General features: G+C 68.1%; 20 protein-coding genes and 1 pseudogene. 16 read left to right on the top strand and 5 right to left on the bottom strand.

All coding sequences use genetic code 11. From position 1 onward, the window contains the following. The first annotated feature begins 57 nt into the window (after positions 1–57). Complete coding sequence (locus A5698_RS06325) at positions 58–1,626, top strand: acyl-CoA carboxylase subunit beta (protein ID WP_068294536.1); 1,569 nt, start codon at positions 58–60, stop codon at positions 1,624–1,626. A gap of 190 nt (positions 1,627–1,816) precedes the next feature. Here the strand turns inward: A5698_RS06325 and A5698_RS06320 are convergent, their stop codons facing one another. Then, positions 1,817–2,107, bottom strand: coding sequence for a WhiB family transcriptional regulator (locus tag A5698_RS06320; RefSeq protein WP_067293340.1), 291 nt, complete (start codon positions 2,105–2,107; stop codon positions 1,817–1,819). 311 nt (positions 2,108–2,418) lie between these two features. Here A5698_RS06320 and A5698_RS06315 point away from each other — a divergent pair, with 311 nt between their 5' ends. Continuing rightward, entirely contained in the window at positions 2,419–3,141 is a 723-nt protein-coding gene (locus A5698_RS06315; protein ID WP_068294534.1) for a helix-turn-helix domain-containing protein, read from the top strand. A gap of 5 nt (positions 3,142–3,146) precedes the next feature. Here the strand turns inward: A5698_RS06315 and A5698_RS06310 are convergent, their stop codons facing one another. Beyond that, positions 3,147–4,451 (bottom strand): MinD/ParA family ATP-binding protein, encoded by a 1,305-nt coding sequence (locus A5698_RS06310; RefSeq protein ID WP_068294582.1) that lies wholly within the window; start codon positions 4,449–4,451, stop codon positions 3,147–3,149. Positions 4,452–4,963: 512 nt separating this feature from the next. Between A5698_RS06310 and A5698_RS06305 the strand changes: the two genes are divergently transcribed. The 13 genes from A5698_RS06305 to eccD all read left to right on the top strand — a co-directional run bounded on the left by A5698_RS06305 (position 4,964) and on the right by eccD (position 19,281). Next, positions 4,964–5,290: a type VII secretion target gene (locus A5698_RS06305; RefSeq protein WP_067293332.1), complete on the top strand. Its 327-nt coding sequence runs from the start codon at positions 4,964–4,966 to the stop codon at positions 5,288–5,290. Continuing rightward, on the top strand, positions 5,287–6,126 hold the full coding sequence (locus A5698_RS06300) for an ESX secretion-associated protein EspG (RefSeq protein WP_067293329.1): 840 nt from the start codon (positions 5,287–5,289) through the stop codon (positions 6,124–6,126). The genes A5698_RS06305 and A5698_RS06300 overlap by 4 nt, the downstream gene beginning before the upstream one ends. Further along, positions 6,116–6,598, top strand: coding sequence for a secretion protein EspD (locus A5698_RS06295; protein ID WP_068294532.1), 483 nt, complete (start codon positions 6,116–6,118; stop codon positions 6,596–6,598). The genes A5698_RS06300 and A5698_RS06295 overlap by 11 nt, the downstream gene beginning before the upstream one ends. After that, complete coding sequence (gene eccA, locus A5698_RS06290; protein ID WP_067293505.1) at positions 6,591–8,312, top strand: type VII secretion AAA-ATPase EccA; 1,722 nt, start codon at positions 6,591–6,593, stop codon at positions 8,310–8,312. The genes A5698_RS06295 and eccA overlap by 8 nt, the downstream gene beginning before the upstream one ends. Before the next feature lie 2 nt (positions 8,313–8,314). Further along, positions 8,315–9,784: a type VII secretion protein EccB gene (eccB, locus tag A5698_RS06285; RefSeq protein WP_068294530.1), complete on the top strand. Its 1,470-nt coding sequence runs from the start codon at positions 8,315–8,317 to the stop codon at positions 9,782–9,784. Continuing rightward, a complete protein-coding gene (gene eccCa, locus A5698_RS06280) occupies positions 9,781–12,012 on the top strand; it encodes a type VII secretion protein EccCa (RefSeq protein WP_068294526.1) in 2,232 nt (743 codons plus the stop codon). The genes eccB and eccCa overlap by 4 nt, the downstream gene beginning before the upstream one ends. Continuing rightward, on the top strand, positions 12,009–13,766 hold the full coding sequence (eccCb, locus tag A5698_RS06275) for a type VII secretion protein EccCb (protein ID WP_068294525.1): 1,758 nt from the start codon (positions 12,009–12,011) through the stop codon (positions 13,764–13,766). The genes eccCa and eccCb overlap by 4 nt, the downstream gene beginning before the upstream one ends. 172 nt (positions 13,767–13,938) lie before the next feature. Further along, positions 13,939–14,232 (top strand): PE family protein, encoded by a 294-nt coding sequence (locus A5698_RS06270; protein WP_067080498.1) that lies wholly within the window; start codon positions 13,939–13,941, stop codon positions 14,230–14,232. 33 nt (positions 14,233–14,265) lie between these two features. Continuing rightward, entirely contained in the window at positions 14,266–15,561 is a 1,296-nt protein-coding gene (locus A5698_RS06265; protein WP_068294522.1) for a PPE family protein, read from the top strand. An 85-nt stretch (positions 15,562–15,646) separates the two neighbouring features. Continuing rightward, positions 15,647–15,946 (top strand): WXG100 family type VII secretion target, encoded by a 300-nt coding sequence (locus A5698_RS06260; protein ID WP_067080509.1) that lies wholly within the window; start codon positions 15,647–15,649, stop codon positions 15,944–15,946. Between the two features lie 26 nt (positions 15,947–15,972). Beyond that, entirely contained in the window at positions 15,973–16,272 is a 300-nt protein-coding gene (locus A5698_RS06255) for a WXG100 family type VII secretion target (RefSeq protein WP_067080511.1), read from the top strand. Positions 16,273–16,363: 91 nt separating this feature from the next. Then, positions 16,364–17,758 (top strand): MinD/ParA family ATP-binding protein, encoded by a 1,395-nt coding sequence (locus A5698_RS06250; protein ID WP_068294516.1) that lies wholly within the window; start codon positions 16,364–16,366, stop codon positions 17,756–17,758. Continuing rightward, positions 17,755–19,281: a type VII secretion integral membrane protein EccD gene (gene eccD, locus A5698_RS06245; RefSeq protein WP_068294514.1), complete on the top strand. Its 1,527-nt coding sequence runs from the start codon at positions 17,755–17,757 to the stop codon at positions 19,279–19,281. Before A5698_RS06250 ends, eccD begins: the two co-directional genes overlap by 4 nt. On the opposite strand, the gene A5698_RS06240 is transcribed toward eccD, so the two are convergent. The 3 genes from A5698_RS06240 to A5698_RS06230 form a co-directional block, all read right to left on the bottom strand. Continuing rightward, positions 19,278–20,090 (bottom strand): DUF427 domain-containing protein, encoded by an 813-nt coding sequence (locus tag A5698_RS06240; RefSeq protein ID WP_068294508.1) that lies wholly within the window; start codon positions 20,088–20,090, stop codon positions 19,278–19,280. The two genes, eccD and A5698_RS06240, sit on opposite strands and share 4 nt — an antisense overlap. Before the next feature lie 17 nt (positions 20,091–20,107). Then, positions 20,108–21,490: an acyl-CoA dehydrogenase family protein gene (locus A5698_RS06235; protein WP_068294506.1), complete on the bottom strand. Its 1,383-nt coding sequence runs from the start codon at positions 21,488–21,490 to the stop codon at positions 20,108–20,110. 104 nt (positions 21,491–21,594) lie between these two features. Continuing rightward, positions 21,595–21,894 (bottom strand): hypothetical protein, encoded by a 300-nt coding sequence (locus A5698_RS06230; RefSeq protein ID WP_067086116.1) that lies wholly within the window; start codon positions 21,892–21,894, stop codon positions 21,595–21,597. A gap of 207 nt (positions 21,895–22,101) precedes the next feature. Between A5698_RS06230 and A5698_RS06225 the strand changes: the two are divergent. Beyond that, positions 22,102–22,619 (top strand): annotated as a pseudogene (locus tag A5698_RS06225) (hypothetical protein). Positions 22,620–22,622: the final 3 nt, after the last annotated feature.

The following is a 22,622-nucleotide window of genomic DNA, read 5'->3' as shown; positions in this document are numbered from 1 at the left end:
CGCGAGAAGTGCCTGTGGATAACTCGCGCCGCCGTCGCCTGATTAGCATCGGACGCCGTGAGTGACGAGTCGCTGCGCGACGACCACGCCGAACTCCTACGACGCCGCGAACTCACCGAGGACGCGGCCCGACCGGACGCCGTGGCCCGGCGACATGCGGCCAACGCCAGGACCGCACGGGAGAACATCGCCGACCTCGTCGATGACGGTTCGTTCGTCGAATACGGGCGGTTCGCGATCGCGGCGCAGCGGCACCGCCGCGACCTCGACGACCTGATCGCCCGCACCCCCGCCGACGGTCTGGTCGCCGGCACAGCACGCGTCAACGGCGACCTCTTCGGCGACGAGCGCAGCGCGTGCGCGGTGCTGTCCTATGACTACACGGTGCTCGCGGGGACCCAGGGGGCGCTGGGTCACCGCAAGAAGGATCGGCTGTTCGAGCTGATCGAGCGGTTGCGGCTGCCGACGGTGTTCTTCGCCGAGGGCGGCGGCGGGCGGCCGGGTGACACCGACATCCCGTCGGTCTCGGCGCTCGACGCCCGCGCGTTCAAGCTGTGGGCGGCGCTGTCGGGCGTGGTGCCGCGGATCGCCGTCGTGCACGGCCGCTGCTTCGCAGGCAACGCCGTCATCGCCGGGTGTGCGGACCTGATCGTCGCGACCGAGAACACGTCCATCGGCATGGGCGGGCCCGCGATGATCGCCGGCGGCGGGCTCGGTGACGTGCCACCCGACGAGGTGGGCCCGATCAGCATGCAGGCGCCCAACGGCGTGGTCGACGTCGTCGTCGCCGACGAGGCCGACGCGGTCGCGGTGACCAAGCGGCTGATCGGCTACTTCCAGGGCCGGACCGAACCGGGACCGGTTGCCGACCAAACCCGTTTGCGCACAATCGTTCCGGAGCGTGCCCGCCGCGCCTATCAGGTCGCCCCGATCATCGAGACGATCGCCGACGAGGGATCGGTGACGTTCCTGCGGACGAAGTTCGCGCCGGAGATGGTGACGGCGCTGGCGCGCGTACACGGCCGACCGGTTGGCGTCATCGCGAACAACACGATGGTGATGGCCGGTGCGATCACGGCCGCTGCCGCTGACAAGGCGGCGCGTTTCCTGCAGCTGTGCGACGCGTTCGGGTTGCCGGTGCTGTCGCTGGTGGACTGTCCCGGCTACATGGTGGGCCCGGCGGCCGAATCCGAGGCGCTGGTGCGGCGGGCGTCACGGATGCTGGTCGCCGGGGCATCGCTCGAGGTGCCGCTGATCGCGGTGATCCTGCGTCGCGGTTACGGATTGGGCGCGCAGGCGATGACCGGCGGCAGCCTGCGCGAGCCGGCGCTGACGGTGGCGTGGTCGGGGGCGCACCTGGGACCGATGGGCCTGGAGGGCGCGGTTCGGTTGGGCATGCGCAAGGAGCTCGAGGCGATCGCCGACGACGACGAGCGCGAGGAGCGGGTCCGGCAGGCGACGGCGGCCGCGCAGGAAAATGCGAAGGCGCTCAACGCCGCTGCGCTGTTCGAGATCGACGACGTGATCGATCCTGCGGACACCCGCGAGATCATCATCAACACCTTGACCGCCGCCACAGCGCACACCCCCGGGCGCCAGGGTCGACGGTTCGTCGACACCTGGTAGCCGGGGAGAGAAGAAGGGGACGGTGCCGCCTGCGCCTCTCGGCGAGTGGTCGCTCGAAGCGACGATTGTGGTTGGGGCCCGGGGCATGCCCGGCACCGTCGCATCCATCAACCGGAGTCGGCCGCGAGATATTCCGAGGATGGGTCGCCCGCCGCCGACCCCCCGGATGCGGCGGCGGGCGAACCGAACCTCACGCGGATTCCGCGTAGAACCGGCGTTCGCGGACCGGCTGTCCGTGCCGTTCGGCCAGCGATTTCAGCTGCCTCAGAGCAAACGTGCGACCGCGCCCGCCCTCGGGCACGTAGATGCCCGCCCAGAGGCCTTCGGCGCGCGGTAGCTCGCAGGCTTCCCGTGCGCACAGCCACCGGCGGGGGCACGCCCGGCAGATCGCCTTGGCCTGTTCGTCGGCCGACGTCGTCCATCTCTCCGGATCCCTGGTGCATGCGCCGACGGGCATCTCGTCCGATTCAGTCGTGTGCATCTGCGAAACTCCTCCGTGCCGAATGCAGCGCGTCGGCTGCGATGGTGGAAAACGTAGCGCATAAACCGTAGCGATGCAACGGTTATATACTCTGGTCGATCGGCTGCGCCGCCGAGAGTCCTCTGACCTGGTAGTTAGTCGGGTGGATCGAAGGGGCAAAAGCGTAGCAGCAGCCCTGCTAACCGCAGCAGAACCGGAGCATCGCCACGATTCGATCGGCGCCACGCCGCCCTAAGCCGTAGCGCGCTACATAACGACGGATACGATTACGGCGCCGTCTCATCCGCCCGCTTCGAGGACCCCACCGCCCCATGACCAATCCGGAGTCGACCGACGGATCGTCCGAGGCGCCCGATCCGGGGATGGCGCGGGCCGGTGCGGCGGCCGCCGCGCGACGCCGAGAACTCAACATCAGCCAACGCAGCCTGGCGGCCGACGGCATCATCAACGCCGGCGCCCTGATCGCCTTCGAGAAGGGCAGAAGCTGGCCGCGGGAGCGCACCCGAGCAAAGCTCGAGGAGGTCTTGCGCTGGCCCCCGGGCACGATCGCCAAGCTCCGCCGGGGAGAACCCGACCACCGTCCCGCGACGACGCCCGCGAGCGACGAGGTGCCGTTGATCGCCGAAGCCGTGATCACCGCCGCGAGGACGTTCGACTCGGCGATCGCTGCGTTGCCCGAAGCGGAGGATCCGGAGTTCGCGCCGAAAGCGGCCCAGATCCTCGCCGACCTTCGGCAGTTGGAAGCCGTGGCGGCGCGGGCCGCGCGGATAAGCCGGGTGACTCCACCGTTGATCAAGGCGTTGAGCGCGGTGCGGTCACGCTACGACGACCTGATGTTGCGCGCCGCGCACTCTCCCGGCGCGACCCTGGGCCAACGCCTCTACGCCGCGCGCCGTCAGGCGAACCTCACCATCTCCGAAACCGCCGAAGCGGCGGGCGTTTCCGACGACGACATCGTGCACGTAGAGGCGGGGGAGCAGGTGTCATCCGCGGCCGCGCAGGCAATGGCCGCGCTGATCGACGAACTCGGCTGAGCGCGTCAGTACCGCTCGCGGCTACGGTCGTCGCTGCTGGGGAAGTGATCGGCCAACGCGGCAGCGATCTCCAGGAACCGTCGACGGGTCTTCGTCGACATCTGCGAGGTTCCGTCGATGACGCCGCCGGGCCGCAGGTGACCGTCGAACGGCACCTCGACGACCCTCTGCCCCTGACCCGAAAACTGTTGCGCCAGAATAGAACGCGTGCGCTTATCGGCGTGTCCGTCGGAGTCGTTGAGCACGATGACCGTGCTCTGCAGCAGCCGGGTCAACCCGCGGGCGGCCAGCCAGTCCAGCGTCTGGCCCGCCGCGGCCGCGCCGTCGACCCACGGCGAGGACACCACGACCATCGCGTCCAGGTCACGCAACACCTCCTGCGTGACGGGTGAGTCCATCGTCGAACTGCAGTCGATGATCGAGATCGTGAAGTAGCGGTCCAGCCGTGAGGTCGCCTCGCGGTAGATCGCCGGGTCGAGGACCCGGCGGCGCGCGGGCGTGCCTTCACCGGCGAGCACGAACAACCCGGCGGCGTTGTTGCCGACGCGGCTGCGCACATCGGCGAAGGTCTCCAGGTGCTGATCGGACGCCAGCTCCCAGTACGAGCCCTGGGCCCTGGGGTCGACGCGGCTGCCGAGCTTGCCGAACGCGGTGTCCGCGTCGATCGCCACCACCCGGTCGTCCTGCCGCAGTTCGGCGAACACCGAGCCGAGGCTCGCCGAAACGGTCGTCTTGCCGACCCCGCCCTTGCCCATCACGCCGATCTTGTAGTGACCCCGCAGCGCTCCGCGGATCTTGGCCTCCAACTCGGCCTGGCGCACCTCGTCCGGACCCGGGCCGAGGTTCACCGATCCGAATGTGGCCCGGTAGACGACAAACCGCCAGCCCCGCGTCGGCGCCGGCTTGCGGGGCGGAACCAACTCGTCGGGCCTGATGCGTTCGGCGTAGGAACCGGGTTGCGGGGGCGGGACCTGCGGGCCGGGCGCCTGGGGACCGTGGCCCACCCACGGGCCCGGCGCCGGCTGCCCGGGCTGCTGCGGTGCCCTGGGAGCCGGCTGCTGTCGGGTGGGGTCGCCCCACATCCGTGGATCGGGACGGGTTGCGATGGGCCCGGTGTCGTCCAGGGAGTCGGGCGGCGGGCCGAACCGCGCGGGCTGCTCACGGAAGCTGGTGCGTGGCGGCTCCGGATCGGGGAATCCCGGAGGCGGCGTGGGCGTGGCCTCTGGTTCGGAGGACGACGGCTCACCGGCGGCGTCCTCGGAGCTCGCCCAGCCGAGTTCTCGTCGCAGCGCGTCATCGCGGTCCGTCAATGCGATCTCCTCCAGCTCGTGTCGCGGGTCCCCGCCCCAGTATCGACCACTGTTCCAGGCGCCCGTCGACCGCGCTTCCAGCAAACACCAAAGGCGGCTCGGTGGCGGTGGCGAGGGCTGCTGCGAGGTCCGATTGGGCGGCGCCAAAATTATCGTCTGCGTAACTTGCCAGTGTTGACGCTCGATGCAGGTCTCACCACGTACGGAGCGGGCCAGACCTGAGACTCAGCATTTGCTGATCTCGCCATAGGCCGTCTTATGCCGCCGAAATCCCACTGTGGGGATTAACTAGGAGTTCCCCGTACGTGCCGGGAGTGCTGATCAATGCAACGAAATTCCGTGTCATGAGCACCGCTGAACCGCTGGTACGCTGGCTCGCGGCGACGGGGCCTGCGCGTTCGGCTCCGGCCGCGTGTGGCTGATCCGCGGCAAAAGACTCGGGGTCTGTGCGCAAACGGTGGCGGTAGCGAGCACCGCCCGCCACCGCACCACGAAGGAGAGGGGCAAACGTCATGTCGGGTGACGATGTGCGCGTCTCCGCCACTCACCTCGCGGACCTGGCGGCCCGCCATGCGCGCACCGCTTCGGACGCCATGGCGACGGCACGCGCCGCCGAGGAGATCGGTGAAGCGGTCAGGAACACCCACGGCGACATCGCGGCCTCTACCGCCGGCGCGCTCGGGACCGTGCTGGACTCGCGGGGGCGCGCGGGCGCCAAGCTGGTCGACGCATCCGCGGCGCTGTCCGACACGCTCGCTGACGCGCTCGCGCACTACGACCGGACCGATGAGGCGGCGGCCTCGGTGTTGAACGCGCAGATGCAGGCGGATCGGACGTGAGCCCCGACGCCACGCACATCGACGACGTCGTCGGTGTCGAAGTCACCATCGACGGCATCCTGGTGATCGCCGACCGGCTCGGCCTCATGGAGTTTCCGACGGCGTTGGGCATCCGGCAGAACATCCCGCAGCCCGAACTGCGCGACCGTGTCTGGGAGCAGGTCGCTCGCGACCTGACCGCGCAGGGCGTGCTCGACGTCTTCGGCCAGCCCCATCCCGAGGTGGCGGCCATGGTCGACACCTTGAGCCGGGCGGACCGCACGCTGGAGGCGCGCTGGTGGCGGCGCGACGTCGGCGGCAAGCTCATTCGTTTCGTGGTCTGCCGAAAGGGCGACCGCCATGTCGTCGCCGCTCGTGACGGCGACATGCTGGTGCTGCAGCGGGTGGCCCCGCAGGTTGGTCTGGCGGGCATGGTGATGACCGTCCTCGGTACCGCCACGCCTGCGGACGTCGAACCGCTCACCGGTGTGGCGAGCAAACTCGCCGAGTGCCGCGACGCAAACCAGATCGCCGCTTACGGCATCGGCCCGTCTTCGGCGCGCGCATACGCCGACATCATCGCCGGCCCGGACAGTTGGGCGGAGATCACCGCGATCGAGCGGCATCCCGGCGGCACGTTCACACAGGCCGACGTCGCGGCAGGCGTGCTCGACTCGAAGTACGGCCGGATCGTGTCGATCCCGCGCCGCGTCAGCGGTGAACTCTACGGAAGCTTCCTGCCGGGCAGCGCCGACAATTTGGCGCGGGCACTGGACGGGTTGATCGAATTCCTGCCGTCGGGCAAGTGGTTCGACCATGCCACGCTCGAGTCAGCGGAGGCCGCGAATGGCGGATGAGACGTCGCCGGGCGACTTCGATGACGAGCGTGACGATATGGCCGCGCTGGACTTCGGCCCTCCCGGCGCGCCCGAGGAATCAGTTCTCGATGTGTTGGACGTCTACGGACACGCCGAGGACGACGCCCCGCAATCGCCGGATTCCGTTGTGACCGTGACGAACCCGCCCGGTACGGTCTCGGTGAGCGCCTTCCTCGACGGTCGCATCAGCCGCATCGGCCTATCCGAAAAGGCCGGCGGCCTGACCGAGTCCGTGCTCGCCGACGAGGTCGTCGTCGTGGCGGGTCTCGCCGCCCGGGACGCCCAGTCGGCGCAGTACGCCAGCATGCTCGAGGGCATGCGCGAACAGGGTCACGACGACGCGGCGACCCGCGACTTCCTCACCCGCGACCTCGGATTGCCCAGCCCCGAACAGGCCCGCGCCGAACGCGCACGGGTGTTCTCGACACGATATGCCGGTGACCATGACTGAGCATCTCGCGAGCCTGTTCGGAAGTGCGGTCGGAATGCTGGCCAGCACACCGGCGCGATCATTCGAAATCTTCACGGAGATCACCAATTTCGACGAATCCGCCTGCGATGCGTGGGTGGGACGCATCCGCTGCGGCGACACGGACAGGGTCACGCTGTTCCGGGCGTGGTACTCGCGGGCCAACTTCGGCCAACTCGCCGGCGCGGCGGAGATCTCGATGAACAGCCTCAACGCGCGGGTGCCGATCGGCGGACGGTTCGGCGACATCACCTACCCGGTCAACTCGCCGTTGGCCATCACCATGGGATTTGCGGCCAACGAAGCGTCGATCGGCAATTACGCCGACGCGATGGAGGCGCTCGAGGACGCCCCCGCCGCCGGCGCCGAGCATCTAGTGTCCTGGATCAAGGCCGTGATCTACGGTGCCGCGGAACGCTGGACCGATGTGATCGACCAGGTTCGCGGTGCCGGCGCCTGGCCCGACAAGTTCCTTGCGGCGGCAGCGGGTGTGGCGCACGGTGTCGCGGCGGCCAACCTCGGACTGTTCACCGAGGCCGAGCGGCGACTCACCGAGTCCAACTCCTCGCCCGCCGGGGAGGCGTGCGCACCCGCGATCGCGTGGTTCCTGGCGATGACCCGCCGCAGCCAAGGCAACGAAGAGTCCGCGCTCGCGCTACTCGAGTGGATGCAGGCCACGCACCCGGACCCGAAAGTCATTGAGGCGTTGCGCGACCCGTCGTACCGGCTCACCACGACCACCGCGGAGCAGATCGCGGCCCGCAAGGATCCGTGGGACCCGAACAGCGTCGAGGCCGACACCACCGGCCGGGAGCGGTTACTCGCCGAGGCGCAGGCCGAACTCGACCGTCAGATCGGGTTGACGAGGGTCAAGGAACAGATCGAGGCCTACCGCGCCGCCACGCAGATGGCGAAGATCCGCGCGGCGCGCGGGATGAAGGTCGCGCAGACGTCGAAGCACATGATCTTCGCCGGGCCGCCCGGAACCGGGAAGACGACGATCGCCCGCGTCGTGGCGAATATCCTTGCCGGCCTCGGCGTCATCGCCGAGCCGAAGCTCGTCGAGTCGTCCCGAAGGGACTTCGTCGCCGAGTACGAGGGCCAGTCGGCGGTCAAGACCAGCCGCACCATCGACCGCGCCCTCGGCGGCGTGTTGTTCATCGACGAGGCCTACACCCTGGTGCAGGAACGCGACGGGCGCGCCGACCCGTTCGGCACCGAGGCGCTGGAGACACTGCTGGCCCGGATGGAGAATGACCGCGACAGGCTGGTGGTGATCATCGCCGGCTACAGCGCGGACATCGACCGCCTGCTCGAATCCAACGACGGCCTCCGGTCGCGCTTCGCCACCCGCATCGAGTTCGACTCGTACACCCCCGACGAGATCGTCGAGATCGCCGAAGTCATTGCGCGGGCGAATGACTCGTCGCTCAACGATCAGGCAGCCAAGCAGGTGCGAGAGGCGGCCACGCTGCTGAGCAGCCGGTCTCTCAACAGCAAGCCCGCGCTCGACATCGCGGGCAACGGCCGCTACGCCCGCCAGCTGGTCGAGGCCTCCGAACAGAACCGCGACATGCGGTTGGCCCGGTCGCTGGACATCGAAAGCCTCGGCGACGAGCAACTGTCCGAGATCAACGGTGAGGACATGGCCGCCGCGATCAGCGCGGTCCACGCACGTCTGAGTATCGGCGAGTAGGCATGGCGGGTTTCCGGCTCACCACCAAGGTGCAGGTCAGCGGCTGGCGTTTTCTCTTGCGCCGTGTGGAGCACGCGATCGTGCGCCGGGACACCAGGATGTTCGACGACCCGTTGCAGTTCTACAGCCGCGCGGTCTCCGTCGGCGTGATCATCGCGGTCGCGGTCTGCCTGGGCGCCGCGCTGCTGGCGTACTTCAAACCGCTCGGAAAGCGCGGGAACGACACACTTCTCGTCGACCGCGGCACCAACCAGCTCTACGTCGTGCTTCCGGGCAGTGGACAGCTGCGGCCCGTGTACAACCTCACCTCGGCGCGCTTGGTGCTCGGTAACGCCGGAACGCCGTCGGCCGTCAAATCCGAGGAGTTGAACCGGATGCCGAAGGGCCAGCCGATCGGCATCCCCGGCGCGCCGTACGCGACGCCGGTGGGCGGCGCGAATTCGATGTGGACGCTGTGCGACACGGTCACCAAGCCGGAGAGCGTGGTGCCGAACCTCGAGTCATCGACCATCGTGCGGCCGTTGGTCACCGACTCCGCGGTCGCGCCGATGCGCCCCGACCAGGGCATGTTGGTGTCCTACGAGAACGACGTCTGGCTGGTTACCGAGGGCGGAAGGCACGACATCGATCTCGCGGACCGCGCGGTCACCTCGGCGGTAGGGATTCCGGTGACGGCGAGGGCGACGCCGATCTCGCAGGGACTGTTCAACGCGCTTCCCAACGCCGGACCGTGGCGTCTGCCCGACATCCCCCTGTTCGGAACGCCGAACACGGTCGGGCTGCCGCCGAACCTGGTGATCGGTTCGGTGTTCAAGGCGCTGACCGAAGACGGTGAACAGCACTTCGTGGTGCTGCCCGACGGTGTCGCGCGGATCAACGACGCCACCGCCGCAGCGCTGCGCGCGACCAATTCGTTCGGACTCGTGACGCCGCCGTCGGTGGAAGCCAGTGTGGTGGCGCGGATTCCCGAGCAGGTGTTCGCTTCTCCACTACCCGACAAGCCCTTGGAGATCCTGCAGCGTGACGACGCGCCGAACCTGTGCTGGGCGTGGCAGCGCGAGCCAGGCGACCAGGCGCCGAAGACCACGGTGATCGCCGGGCGCCACCTGCCCATCCCGTCGTCGGCCATGAGCACCGGGATCAAGCAGATCGGTGGCGCGGCAACCGTTTACATCGACGGCGGACAGTACATCCAGTTGCAGTCGCCCGATCCGCGCTACGGCGAGAGTCTCTACTACATCGACCCGCAGGGTGTCCGGTACGGCCTGCCCAACGAGGACACCGGCAAGACCCTCGGGCTGACCGGACCCACCACCGCGCCGTGGCAGGTGGTCGGGTTGCTGATGGACGGCCCGGTGCTGTCGAAGGAGGCGGCGCTCGTCGAACACGACACGCTGCCCCCGGATCCCAATCCGCGCAAGGTGAACGGCGCCGCCGAGCCGGCCGCCGCACCGGCAGGAGGTGGCGGATGACCACCAAGAAGTTCACGCCGATCATCAAGCGTGGCCCGCGCCTGACACCGGGTGAGATCAACGTCGCCCCACCGGAAGACCTCGGTGTCGAGGTTCCGCCGTCGGGTATCCAGAAGGCGCTGCCGTGGGTGATGGGCGGCGGCATGCTCGGCATGGTCGCGATCATGATCTTCACCGGCATCCGGCAACTCTCGCCGTACATGCTGATGATGCCGCTGATGATGATCATGGCGACCGTCGGGTTCATGGCGGGCGGCGGACCCGGCGGTAAGCGCGTTCCCGAGATCAACGCCGACCGCAAGGAATACCTGCGCTATCTGGCCGGCCTCCGCACCCGCGTCACATCGTCGGCCGCCGCGCAGGTCACGTTCTTCAACTATCACGCGCCGCACCCCGAAGACCTGTTGTCGATCATCGGGACCAACCGCCAGTGGTCGCGGCAGACCAATGCCGACTTCTACGCCGCCACCCGGATCGGGTTGGGCACCGAGCCTGCGGTCGACCGCCTGCTGAAACCCGCCGTCGGGGGAGAGCTGGCGGGTCCACAGGGCGCGCCCCAACCGCACCTGGAACCGGTCAGCCACATGTGGGTGACGAAGTTCCTCCGCACCCACGGGCTCATTCACGACTGCCCGAAACTACTGCAGCTGCGCACGTTTCCGACCATCGCGATCGGCGGTGACCCGGACGGCGCCGCGGGCCTGCTGACGGCCATGATCTGTCACCTCGCCGTCTTCCACCCGCCGGACCTCCTGCAGATGCGGGTGCTCATCGACAATCCCGAGGACCCGAACTGGGCCTGGCTCAAGTGGTTACCGCATGTGCAACACCAGACGGACACCGACGCCGCCGGCCCCACCCGCATGATCTTCACCCGCCCCGACGGCTTCAGCGACCTCACCGCACGCGGCCCGCACACCGCTGACGCGGCGCCGAGCGGACCCTACGTTGTGGTATTCGACCTGACGGGCGGAAAGGCCGGATTCCCGGTCGACGGACGGGCTGGCGTCACGGTCATCACGCTCGGCAACCACCGCGGCTCGGCGTACCGGGTTCGGGTGGCGGCCGACGGCACCGCCGACGATCGGCTGCCCAACCAGACCTTCCGGCTCATCACGTCGACCGTCGACCGCATGACCTCCGATCAAGCCGCGCGCATCGCGCGGAAGCTGGCGGGCTGGTCGATCACCGGCACGATCATCGACAAGAGCGTCCGCGTGCACAAGAAGGTCGCCACCGAGTGGCACCAACTGGTCGGGGCGCAGACGATCGAGGAGGTGACGCCGGCGCGGTGGCGCATGTTCAGCGACACCGACCGCGACCGGCTGCGCATCCCGTTCGGCCACGAGCTCAAGACCGGCGACATCATGCACCTCGACATCAAGGAAGGCGCCGAGTTCGGCGCCGGACCACACGGGATGCTGATCGGGACAACGGGTTCGGGCAAGTCGGAGTTCCTGCGCACCTTGATCCTGTCGCTGGCGGCCACCCACCACCCGGACCAGGTCAACCTGCTGCTCACCGACTTCAAGGGCGGTTCGACGTTCCTGGGCATGGAGAAGTTGCCCCACACCGCCGCCGTCGTCACCAACATGGAGGAAGAAGCCGAACTGGTCAGCCGCATGGGCGAGGTGCTCAGCGGTGAGCTGGACCGCAGGCAGTCCATCCTGCGCCAGGCCGGTATCCAGGTCGGCGCGGCGGGCGCCCTGTCGGGTGTGGCCGAGTACGAGAAGCACCGCGAACGCGGAGCCGACCTCCCGCCGCTGCCAACCCTTTTCGTCGTCGTCGACGAGTTCGCCGAGTTGCTGCAGAACCATCCCGACTTCATCGGGCTGTTCGACCGCATCTGCCGCGTCGGCCGGTCGCTGCGGGTGCACCTGCTGCTGGCGACGCAGTCGCTGAACACCGGCGGTGTGCGGATCGACAAGCTCGAACCGAACCTGACCTACCGGATCGCGCTGCGCACCACCAGCTCCGCGGAATCCAAGGCCGTGATCGGAACGCCGGAGGCGCAGTACATCACGAACAAGGAGAGCGGTGTGGGCTTCCTCCGCGTCGGCATGGAGGATCCGGTCAAGTTCCACAGCGTCTACACCGGCGTCAACTACGTCCCTTCCGCCGCGCGACAAGATGACGGGGAAGCCAGACCGCAAACCAACGGGCAGGGCCGTGTGCGGATCCGCCCCTTCACCGCGGCGCCAATCCCTGAACCGGTGGTGAGGTCATGAGCATCGAATCCGAGCAGCGCGTGCTCCGCGAGGTGGTCCTCGACCAGCTGACCACCGGTGAGACCCGCGCCTATCGAATGTGGCTGCCGCCGTTGGCCGATCCGACGCCGGTCAACGAACTGATCGCCAACGACCGCCAGCGTCAGCCGCTGCGCTTCGGTCTCGGCATCATGGATGAGCCTCGCAGGCACCGCCAGGAGGTATGGGGTATCGACACCTCGTCCGCGGGCGGCAACATCGCCGTCGGTGGCGCGCCGCAGACCGGCAAGTCGACGTTTCTTCAGACCCTGATCCTGTCCGCCGCCGCATCACACTCGCCGCGGCAGGTCCAGTTCTACTGCGTGGACCTCGGCGGCGGCGGTCTGATGTATCTCGAGGACCTGCCGCACGTCGGCGGCGTGGCGACACGTTCGGAGCCGGACCGGGTCAACCGCGTCATCGCGGAGATGAAAGGGGTTCTGCGGCAGCGCGAAGCGATGTTCAAGCAGTACCGCGTCGGCTCCATGGCCGCGTACCGCCAGATGCGCGACGACGCGAACCATCCGCTGGCCGCCGATCCGTTCGGCGACGTGTTCCTGGTCATCGACGGTTGGCCCGCCTTCGTCGCGGAATTCCCCGACCTCGAGCCCGTCGTGCAGGACCTCGCCGGTCAGGGTCTGCAATTCGGTGTGCACACAGTGATTTCGACGCCGCGCTGGACCGAGCTGAAGGCGCGCGTGCGCGACTACCTCGGCACCAAGGTCGAGTTCCGGCTCGGCGACGTCAACGAGACCCAGATCGACCGCATCACCCGCGAAATACCGGCGAACCGGCCGGGTCGCGCGGTGTCGACGGAGAAGCACCACCTGATGATGGGAGTGCCGCGGCTCGACGGTGCGCACAGCGCGGACAACCTCGTCGGCGCGATGTCCGAAGCCGTGCAGATCATTTCGGCACGGCACACCGACCAGGCGCCGAAGGTGCGCGTGCTCCCCGAGCGCATCTACCTGCATCAGCTCGATCCGAACCCGCCAGGCCCCGATGCCGATTACCGCAACAGGTGGACGGTGCCGCTCGGCCTGCGCGAGTCCGATATGGGCGTTGCCTACAACCACATGCACACCACGCCGCACCTGCTGATCTTCGGCGGGCCCAAGTCGGGTAAGACCCGCATCGCTCACGCCGTGGCGCAAGCGATCTGCGCTCGCAACAGTCCGGATCAAGTGCGGTTCATGCTCGCCGACTACCGGTCCGGACTGCTCGACGCGGTGCCGGAGTCGCACCTGCTCGCCGCGGGCGCGATCAACCGCAACAATGCGAGCCTCGAAGAGGCGATCAAGGCGTTCGCCATCAACCTGCAGAGGCGGCTCCCGCCCGCGGATCTCACCACGGCGCAGTTGCGTTCGCGCTCGTGGTGGAGCGGACCCGATGTCGTGCTGCTGGTCGACGACTGGCACATGATCGTCGCCGCAAGCGGCGTGGTGCCGCCCATGGCTCCGCTGTTCCCGCTGTTGCCTGCGGCCGCTGACATCGGCCTGCACATCATCGTGACCTGCCAGATGAGCCAGGCGCACCGCGCGACCATGGACAAATTCGTCGGAGCCGCGTACGGCGCCGGATCGCCGACGCTGTTCCTCTCGGGCGAGAAACAGGAGTTTCCGTCCAGCGAGGTCAGGCTGAAGCGCCGGCCACCCGGCCAGGGGTTCCTGGTCTCACCCGACGGAAAGGAGGTCATCCAGGCGGCGTATGTGGATCCGCCGGAAGAAGTTGTGTAAGCACCACCCGCGAACCGTGGTTACTATGGTTCGAAGCGCATGCTAGCAAACACGATGGTGGCGTCGCAGCAAAGAGGTCGGGGGAGCGCGGTTCCTAGCTGACCGACAACCGTATCCGAACGTTCACAAGTTCATACGCATCGATTTCGTAGCCAATGAGGAGATTTTTCGAATGGAACCGTTGATGCACAACCCGGGCGCCGTGGGAATCGGGTCGCAGGTGGTGGCTAACGGCACCCGCGGGCTCGCAGCGGGCACGACGGCCGGCGCGGCGGTCACCGCCCTGGTTCCGGCCGGTGCCGACGAGGTTTCCGCACAGGCCGCGGCCGCCTTCGCAGCCGAAGGCGTGGAGACGCTCGCGATGAACACGTTTGCCCAGGAAGAGTTGGCTCGCATGGGCGCGGCCGTCGTCGAGAGCGCCGGAATCTACAACGCCGTGGACGGCTCGAACGCCGCGACGTTCTGATCGCGATTCGACGAACCAGGGAAGATCTAGACGATGTTCTGGCATGCCTTGCCGCCAGAATTCAATACCGCCCGGCTCATGGCCGGCGCGGGCGCGGCGCCGATGCTACAAGCCGCCGCGGGCTGGGAGGCGTTGGCGATCTCGTTGGAGACGCAGGCCGACGAATTGGCCGCGAGCCTGGCCGCCCTCACGTCGGTGTGGAGCGGCTCGGCAAGCGAACGGGTCGTCGCGGCAACCATGCCGATGATCGCCTGGCTACGGACCGTAAGCGCTCAGGCCATGAAGCGGGCGTTGCAGGCGACCGCTCAGGCGAACTCCTACAGCCAGGCGATGGCCACCACGCCGCCGCTCCCGGAGATCGAGCAGAACCACATCACCCATGGGGTGCTCGAGGCCACCAACTTCCTCGGCGTCAACACGGTCCCCATCGGCGTCAACGAGTTCGACTACTTCGTCCGCATGTGGAACCAGGCCGCCGGGGCGATGGACCTCTATCAGGCCGAGACCGCCCTCAACCTCCTCTTCGAACCGATCATGCCGCCGAAACCGATCGTGATACCGGGTGTGGCCGCAGGCGGCGCCGCGATGGCCACCGGTTTCGCGGCGGCCGCCGCGCCGGCCACCGCGCTGCGCAACGCGGTCATCACCCAGGTGAGCACGCAGGCGTCGATGGAGTCGGCGGTGCTGCAAGGTGGGCGGGCGACCTCCCAGATGGGCATGGCGGGCCAGCACGCCGAGGGCCAGGTGCAGAAGGCCGAGAACCTCACGCAGCACGCACAACCCAATCAACCGATGCAACAAGGCATGCAGATGGGCATGCAAATGGCGTCGCAGCTCGGCTCGACGCTGGCGCAGGTGCCGCAGCAGGCCATGCAGATGGTGACGCAACCGGTGCAGCAGATGACCCAGCCGCTGCAACAGGTCACCTCGCTGTTCACCCAGCTCGGGAGCAGTTTGGGCAGCGACAAGATGCAGGTCGGTCTCGTCGGTGCCAGCCCGTTGTCGAACCATCCGCTGGCCGGTGGTTCGGGGGCGACGTCTGGGGCGGGCCTGGTGCGCGCGGCGTCGCTGCCGGGTGCCGGTGGGACGATGGCGCGCACCCCGTTGATGGCCGAGCTGATCGGTCAACCGTCGACGGGCGCCGGTGCTCCGGGTGCCGCTGCCGGCGGCAGCGGTGGCGGTCTCGCGCCGGTCGGCGCCGGTGGTGGCGGCGGAGCGCCGATGGGTCACATGGGCCAGCGGGGCAGCAGCGGCGGAAGCAAGCAGGGGCTGACGGCGCCGCGCGTGCTGCCTCAGGACCTCGGAGAAGACGAGGACGACGACTGGTGATCGCACACCAAGACTTCCCGGTCAACCGACCGGAAAGACTCGCCATCGATGGTGAGGACAGAGGAAGAGAGAAAGAGTATCCAGCATGGCAATGAATACCGACGTTGCTGTCCTCGCCAAGGAGGCAGCCAATTTCGAACGCATCGGTGGAGAGCTGCGGGCCGTCATCGGTCACGTCGAGTCGACGGCCGGCGCGCTGTCGGCACAGCTGGTCGGTGAGGCCGGGTCGGCCGCTCAGGCGGCGCTGATGCGCTTCCACGAGGCGGCGGTCCGTCAGGTTCAGGCGCTCGACGACATCTCGGCCAACATCCACTCTGCGGGCTCGCAGTACGCGGCGATGGACAGCGACGGGTCCGCGGCGTTGTCCTCGGCGATGCAGTTCTGACCCACTGAGACGAACGGAGAAACGTTATGAGCGAGAAGGTTTACAACTACGCCGCGATCGATGCGTCGTCGGCCGAGATCAACACCGCTGTGGGCCAGACCGAAGGCCTGCTCGAGGAGGGTAAGGGCTCGCTGGCGGCCCTCGCCGGTGTCTGGGGAGGCACCAGCTCCGAGGCCTACCAGGCCGTCCAAATGCGTTGGGACACCGCGTCGGCGGAGCTCAACACCGCGCTCCGGCAGCTCGCCTCCACCATTCAGGAGTCCGGCGGCACCGGGGGAACTATGTTTCAGGCCGACAAGCTCATCGAGGGCTCGTTCGGCGGATAGAAGCCGCACGCGGGTGGGCAAGCGCAACCCTACGGGGGGTCTTGCCCACCACCGCGTGCATCCGCACTAGTTATTGATCAGAGAGGTTCCCATGTCGGCAGACTATGACCGGCTTTTCCACTCCGCGGGAGACGCTGTCCAGACAGCCGACGACGACGCAGTGGATCGTGACGCCGCCGCCACCGGTTCGGCCACGCCCCCGCCCGCACCGATGCCCACCGGTCACGCCCCCGTCGAGATGACCGGACCCACGGTGTCCGTCGGGCAGACCAAGGCGGGTCAGGCGCCGCCGCCGCAGCAGAACGAGATCACCACCCAGATGCCGGCCGCACGGTCGAGCACTCCGCCGCGGCAACCGAATTCGATGATGCGGGTGCCGATGTCGGGCACGCCGGCCGGCGCCCGGTTCGAGCAGCCCCGGTCGGTGCCAGCACCGGCCCCGCGACCCGCCCCCGCCCCTGCGCCGAGCCAGCACTTCGCCGAGCGCGAGGCGGAGCCCAACGGCGCCTTCGCCAGCGGAACACCCGCGCAGACGTCGGCGGCCACCATCGGCAATCACCGTGCGATCGACGCCCTGTCGCACGTCGGGGTGAAGTCGGCGGTGAAGATGCCGTCGCAGCGCGGTTGGCGCCACATCCTCTACATGCTGACGCGCATCAACCTCGGGTTGTCGCCCGACGAGCTCTACGAGATGGACCTGCACACCCGAATTCGCCGAAATGCCCGGGACTCGTACCAGATCGGCGTCTTCGGCCTCAAAGGCGGTGTCGGTAAGACCGCCGTCACCGTCGCGCTCGGATCCGCGTTGAGCAAGGTGCGCGGCGACCGGATCCTGGCCGTGGACGCCGACCCCGACGGCGGCAACCTCGCCGACCGAGCGGGACGCCAGTCCGCGGCCACCGTCGCCGATCTTCTGTCCGACAAGGAACTGCAGCGCTACAACGACATTCGCGCGTACACGAGCATGAACGGCGCGAACCTCGAGGTGCTCTCCAGCGAGGACTACAGTGGGGCCCGCCGCGAGTTCAACGACGAGGACTGGAAGGGCGTGACCAACATCGTGTCGCGCTACTACAACCTCGTGCTCGCCGACTGCGGCGCCGGACTGTTCCAGCCCGCGGCCCGCGGCGTGTTGTCGACGGTCTCGGGCCTGGTCATCGTGGCGAGCGCTTCGATCGACGGTGCCCGGCAGGCCGCGATGACCATGGACTGGTTGCGCCAGAACGGATATCAGGATCTGCTCAGCCGTTCGTGCGTGGTGATCAACCACGTCGTACCCGGTAAGCCGAACATCGACGTCGACGATCTGGTCGCGCAGTTCGAGCGCCATGTCCCGCCCGGCCGGGTCGTCGTGCTGCCGTATGACAAGCACATCGCGGCAGGCACCGAGATCCAGTTGGATCTGCTCGGCAAGTCGTTCCGTCGGCGCATTGTCGAACTGGCAGCCGCCCTGTCCGACGACTTCGACAGGCTCGAACGTCGGTGACCTCAACCGCCGCAGCAACATCCGCCTCGAGCGTCACGCCAGGGCGGCCGTCGACAACCCGGGTGACGATCCTGACCGGGCGGCGCATGACCGACCTGGTGCTGCCCGCGACGGCGCCGATCGAGACCTACATCGACGAGACCGTCTCGGTGTTGGCCGATCTGCTCGAGGACACACCCAAGGATGTGCTGGCGGGGTTCGACTTCAAGGCACAGGGGGTCTGGGCGTTCGCTCGGCCCGGTGCGCCGCCGCTGAAGTTCAACGAGTCGTTGGACGACGCGGGAGTCGTCGACGGGTCGCTGCTGACGTTGGTTTCGGTCAGCCGCACCGAGCGGTATCGCCCGCTCGTAGAGGACGTCATCGACGCGATCGCGGTGCTGGACGAGTCGCCGGAGTTCGACCGCACGGCGTTGAACCGCTTTGTCGGAGTGGCGATTCCGCTCGTATCCGTCGTCGTGACGGTGATGGCGCTGCTGGCGTGGTCGCGGGCCGGCCACGACTGGTGGTGGGCGGTGGCGCTCGGCGTCCTCGGGTTGGGTCTGCTCGGTGGCAGCGCGGTGGCGAACAGCCGCTACCGAAACATCGATCTGGCGGAGAGCCTGTTGACCGGGGGGATACCGATGCTCGCAGGCGCGGTCGCCCTTGCCGTGCCACTGCCACGGGGCGTGGATTCGTTGGGCGCGCCGCAGATTGCGGGGGCTACCGCGGTGGTCCTGTTGTTGACCCTGGCGACGCGCGGCGGGCCTCGCCGGCGAGCCGAGTTGGCATCGTTTCTGGCGGTGACGTCCATCGCGGCGACGGCCGCGGCGATCGCGTACGGATACGGCTGGCAACACTGGGTGCCCGCGGGGGCGATCGCGTTCGGCCTGATCGTGGTCACCAATGCGGCGAAACTGACTGTCGCCGTTGCCCGTATCGCACTGCCCCCGATACCCGCACCGGGTGAGACGGTTGCCAACGACGAATTGCTCGACCCCGTCGCGACGGCCGGCAGCGACGAGGAGTCGCCGACCTGGCAAGCGATCATCGCCTCCGTACCGGAGTCGGCGGCGCGGTTGCACGAGCGCAGCCAGTTGGCGAGGCGCCTGCTGATCGGATTCGTGACGGCCGGAGCGCTCGTGCTGGCGGTCGGCGCGATCACCGTCATCACGCAGGGCCACTTCTTCATCCACAGCATGATCGTCGCCGGACTGATCACCGCGATCTGCGGCTTCCGGTCGCGGCTGTACGCCGAAAGATGGTGTGCCTGGGCGTTGTTGGCCGGTGTCGTGGCCGTTCCGACCGGCGTGATGGTGCGACTGTGCCTGTGGTATCCGGACCGGTCATGGCTCGTGCTGGCGCTCTACCTTCTGCTCGGGCTCGTCGCGCTGATCGTCGTCGGGGCCACCGCGGGCGTGCGCCGGATCTCACCGGTGACCAAGCGGATCCTCGAGTTGCTCGACGGCGCGACGATCGCCGCGGTGATCCCGATGCTGCTGTGGATCGCGGGCGTTTACGACCTGCTGCGCAATCTGCGCTTCTAACTCCACTGCGTCGCCGGTCGGTCCTGGCGGATACCGTCGACGGTGACGTCCACCCGCTCGTCGAAAAAGCAGATGCGGTCGCCGACACGTTCGCCGTCAGGCAGCGGATCGCGGTACGTCCATGCGACGTCGTCCGGTCCGCCCGGCACGGAGAAGTACGACGCCCGCCCCTTGTAGGCGCAGTAACTGACGGTGTCGCTGTCGTCGAGGTCGGCGACGACGTCTTCGCGCGGCAGGTAATACCGCACCGGCAGGTTGGTCTCGAACAGCAGCAACGGGCGCGTCGACTCCGCGAGCAGACGGCCATCGGATTCGATGCGGACGTGTCGGCTGCCGGTCAGGATGTCGATGCGGTGATACGGATCGTGCGGATGGCCGACGATCGGCTCGTCCTCTTCCCGCCACTCGAACGCGCCGAAGTCCAGGACTGCGTAGTCGGCGAGGTCGGGGTCCTCGGGTTGGAAGGCCGCTGCGGGTGCCGTCTCTTCGCCGGCGATGACGTCGAATTCGGCACCGGGGCACGAATGGGTGCCGAACGGGACCGTCGGGTCGATCACCGCGCGGTCGTCGCCGGGACGGTCGGCGTCGTCGTCGCCGGACTCCGCGCCCGCGGGCACCAGCTGGCCGGCCAGTGCAGAGATAGGCACCGCGTACACCGGCAGTATTCGGCGCGGTTCCCAGACGAGGAGGGCCTCGCAGGTGTCGACGACCGGTTCACCGGCCAGGGCCACGCGGATCCGCTTCGGTGTCGGTTCGTATCGGAGGGCATCGAGGTTCCCGCGCAACAGGTCGGCCATCCGGATGGCCATCGGGCACCCCTTGTCTGTTACTTGCGCGGCGGGCGCAAGACGTTCATCGCCAACCGCATTATCGGCGCGGGCACCCGATCCTTGGCGGAAAGCGCGGCGTCGGCCGCTCGACCCCGCAGCGGCGTGCCGCGACCGAACATCTTGTTGAACGGGCCACCGCTGGGTTCGAGATCGAAGTGCAGCGGGGGCTTGCCGTCGGCGGCGCCGAGCGCGTTCGCGATGACGACCCGCTGGATCTCGCTGGTGCCCTCGAAGATGGTGTACAGCTTGGCATCCCGATACCACTTCTCGACGGGATGATCCTTGATGTAGCCCCAGCCGCCCATCGTCTGGATGGCGCGCTCGGTGGCGCGGACGGCGACCTCGCTGGCAGCGAACTTCGACATCGAGCCCTCGCCGCGTTCGAACGGGATGCCACTCGCGGCCATCCAGGACGCACGCCAAGTGAGCAGGCGGGCGCCGTCGAGCGAGGTCGCGAGTTCGGCGAGCGGGAACGCGATCCCCTGGTTGTCGATGATGGGGGCGCCGAACGCCTCCCGCCGGTTGGCGTATTCGGTGGCGTATTCCAATGCGGCCCTCGCGATGCCGAGCGCCTGGGCGGCGACCATCGGGCGGGTCTGTTCGAAGGTGCCGAGCGTCGCCGAGCCGGAATGCCTACCGCCTTCGATGGCCTCGCGGGCCTTGGCCAGCTTGTGGTCGAGCTTCTCCTGGCCGCCGAGCAGGTTCTCGGCGGGAACGCGGACGCTGTTGAACTTCAGTTCCGCGGTGTGCGATGCGCGGCAGCCGAGCTTGTCGAGCTTGCGGACCATCTCCAGTCCCGGGGTGCCGCCGGGGACGATGAACAGCGCCTGGCCCTTGTGGCCGAGTTCCTCGTCGACGACGGCGTTGACGACGTGCACGTTGGCGATGCCGCCGTTGCCGATCCACATCTTGTGGCCGTCGATGATCCAGTCGTCACCGTCGCGGTGGGCGCGGGTGCGAAGGTTGCGGACGTCGCTGCCGCCCTCCGGCTCGGATATCGCCAGTGCTGCAAGCTTGAGATCGCCTGGGGTGCCGAAGCATTCGGGTGCCCACTGCAACATCTGCTCGGGTGAGGCGGCCTGACCGATAGCCGAGAGCGCGAGGGCGGGCATCACCACGGCGAGCCCGATGCCTGCGCACCCCCAGAACAGCTCCTCCATGAACATCGGCAGGGAGAGCCCGGTCGGGTCGCCGATCAGGTCGCGGTAGAACAGCGGACTGTAGAAGCCCCGGGTGGCGGCTTCCTCGAGGACCGGCCAGGGGAACTCCTGGCGCTGGTCGTAGTCGAGCGCAACGGGACGGATCACCTCTTCGGCGAATTCGTGGGTCCGTCGCGCCAGGTCGTGCTGCGCCTCGGTGGGCGTGAGGTCGAAGGCCACGACAGAGAGTTAGCCGCGCATCCGCAATCCGAAACACTTGTTCGCTGAAATGGACAAGCCCCCGGATGGCTAGGGGTTCATCCGGGGGCTCGTCGGTGGGTGAGCTACTTGACGTCTACATAGACCGTCTTGTTGATCACCCGAGTGTTGCGGTCACCGCCGACGCCCAGGCTGTCCGTCTGGGTGTAGGTCTGACCGGGACGCACCGCCACTACGGACGCCTTGTCCAGCGGGGCGTTACCAATGCGGTTCACGATGACGTGGTAGCCCTGCGATTCCAGCTGGCTGATGGTGTCCTGCGCGTTCCCCGGTCCAGACGGCGCTGCCTGGGTGGGTGCGGCCAGTCCGATCAGTGCGGCGGCAAAGGCGCTAGCGGCGACGGTAGCGATACCAAACTGCTTCATTTTTGAGCCTTCTTCTTTTGTTCCGTTCGGTGTCCGAGCCGTGGCATGTGTCGCGGTTCGTAGCTGCAGCTGATCTTGGAAACCTCAAGGTCAAAGGTTTTAATTCCGTTGGCAGAAATTGATTGCCTGATGGCAGGAATTCTGGTGCGGGACAGCCGATTGCCCATGTTGGAGCGCCCGAATTGGCCCAACGAGGACACTGAGGGGATGGACCTGGCGGGCCTTCGACTGCGACAGCGCGACGGCGTTACGTGCGGTCCGACGGTTGCGGTGGTGGCTGGTGCGCTGGTGAACCCGGACGCGCATGCGCGGCTTGTCGAGCCGGCGTGGTTCGCGGCGGAGCAGACGCGGGTGCATCGCGACGTCAACCGGCTCTGGCCGAGGCGGCTGGGCACCACGCCGTGCGGGAGGCCCGGGCGGTCAACGGCTGGAGTCGGAAGCTCGGCGTCCGGTACCGGTGGCGGTTGTTCTGCGGGTCGCGGGACTCGCTTGCCGACGTGCGGCGGGCGGTGGCCGACGGGTGGCCGGTCGCGATGCTCGTCGGTCGGTTTGTCCCGCGGCATTGGGTGCTGATCGTCGGGAGCGGGGGTGGTCGGCTCGAGTGTTATGAGCCGACGTCCGGGGCGGTGCGATCCGTCGGTGTGGACAGCGTGCGACGGGGCCGGTTGGTCGGGCTGGGGTATCGGCGACCGTTCGCGTTCGTCGTACCGCGTTCGAACGTATGATCG

It is taken from the genome of Mycobacterium sp. E136 (assembly GCF_001666865.1).
Lineage (GTDB): Bacteria > Actinomycetota > Actinomycetes > Mycobacteriales > Mycobacteriaceae > Mycobacterium.
The sequence above is the reverse complement of the archived record's forward strand: the minus strand, read 5'-3'. Positions and strand labels throughout refer to the sequence as shown.

Excerpts from the sequence above, each read along its gene's own strand:
- A5698_RS06320 (WP_067293340.1), bottom strand. The coding sequence starts at position 2,107 with ATGCACACGACTGAATCGGACGAGATGCCCGTCGGCGCATGCACCAGG.
- A5698_RS06315 (WP_068294534.1), top strand. The coding sequence starts at position 2,419 with ATGACCAATCCGGAGTCGACCGACGGATCGTCCGAGGCGCCCGATCCG.
- A5698_RS06305 (WP_067293332.1), top strand. The coding sequence starts at position 4,964 with ATGTCGGGTGACGATGTGCGCGTCTCCGCCACTCACCTCGCGGACCTG.
- A5698_RS06295 (WP_068294532.1), top strand. The coding sequence starts at position 6,116 with ATGGCGGATGAGACGTCGCCGGGCGACTTCGATGACGAGCGTGACGAT.
- eccA (WP_067293505.1), top strand. The coding sequence starts at position 6,591 with ATGACTGAGCATCTCGCGAGCCTGTTCGGAAGTGCGGTCGGAATGCTG.
- eccB (WP_068294530.1), top strand. The coding sequence starts at position 8,315 with ATGGCGGGTTTCCGGCTCACCACCAAGGTGCAGGTCAGCGGCTGGCGT.
- eccCa (WP_068294526.1), top strand. The coding sequence starts at position 9,781 with ATGACCACCAAGAAGTTCACGCCGATCATCAAGCGTGGCCCGCGCCTG.
- eccCb (WP_068294525.1), top strand. The coding sequence starts at position 12,009 with ATGAGCATCGAATCCGAGCAGCGCGTGCTCCGCGAGGTGGTCCTCGAC.
- A5698_RS06270 (WP_067080498.1), top strand. The coding sequence starts at position 13,939 with ATGGAACCGTTGATGCACAACCCGGGCGCCGTGGGAATCGGGTCGCAG.
- A5698_RS06265 (WP_068294522.1), top strand. The coding sequence starts at position 14,266 with ATGTTCTGGCATGCCTTGCCGCCAGAATTCAATACCGCCCGGCTCATG.
- A5698_RS06260 (WP_067080509.1), top strand. The coding sequence starts at position 15,647 with ATGGCAATGAATACCGACGTTGCTGTCCTCGCCAAGGAGGCAGCCAAT.
- A5698_RS06255 (WP_067080511.1), top strand. The coding sequence starts at position 15,973 with ATGAGCGAGAAGGTTTACAACTACGCCGCGATCGATGCGTCGTCGGCC.
- A5698_RS06250 (WP_068294516.1), top strand. The coding sequence starts at position 16,364 with ATGTCGGCAGACTATGACCGGCTTTTCCACTCCGCGGGAGACGCTGTC.
- A5698_RS06240 (WP_068294508.1), bottom strand. The coding sequence starts at position 20,090 with ATGGCCATCCGGATGGCCGACCTGTTGCGCGGGAACCTCGATGCCCTC.
- A5698_RS06230 (WP_067086116.1), bottom strand. The coding sequence starts at position 21,894 with ATGAAGCAGTTTGGTATCGCTACCGTCGCCGCTAGCGCCTTTGCCGCC.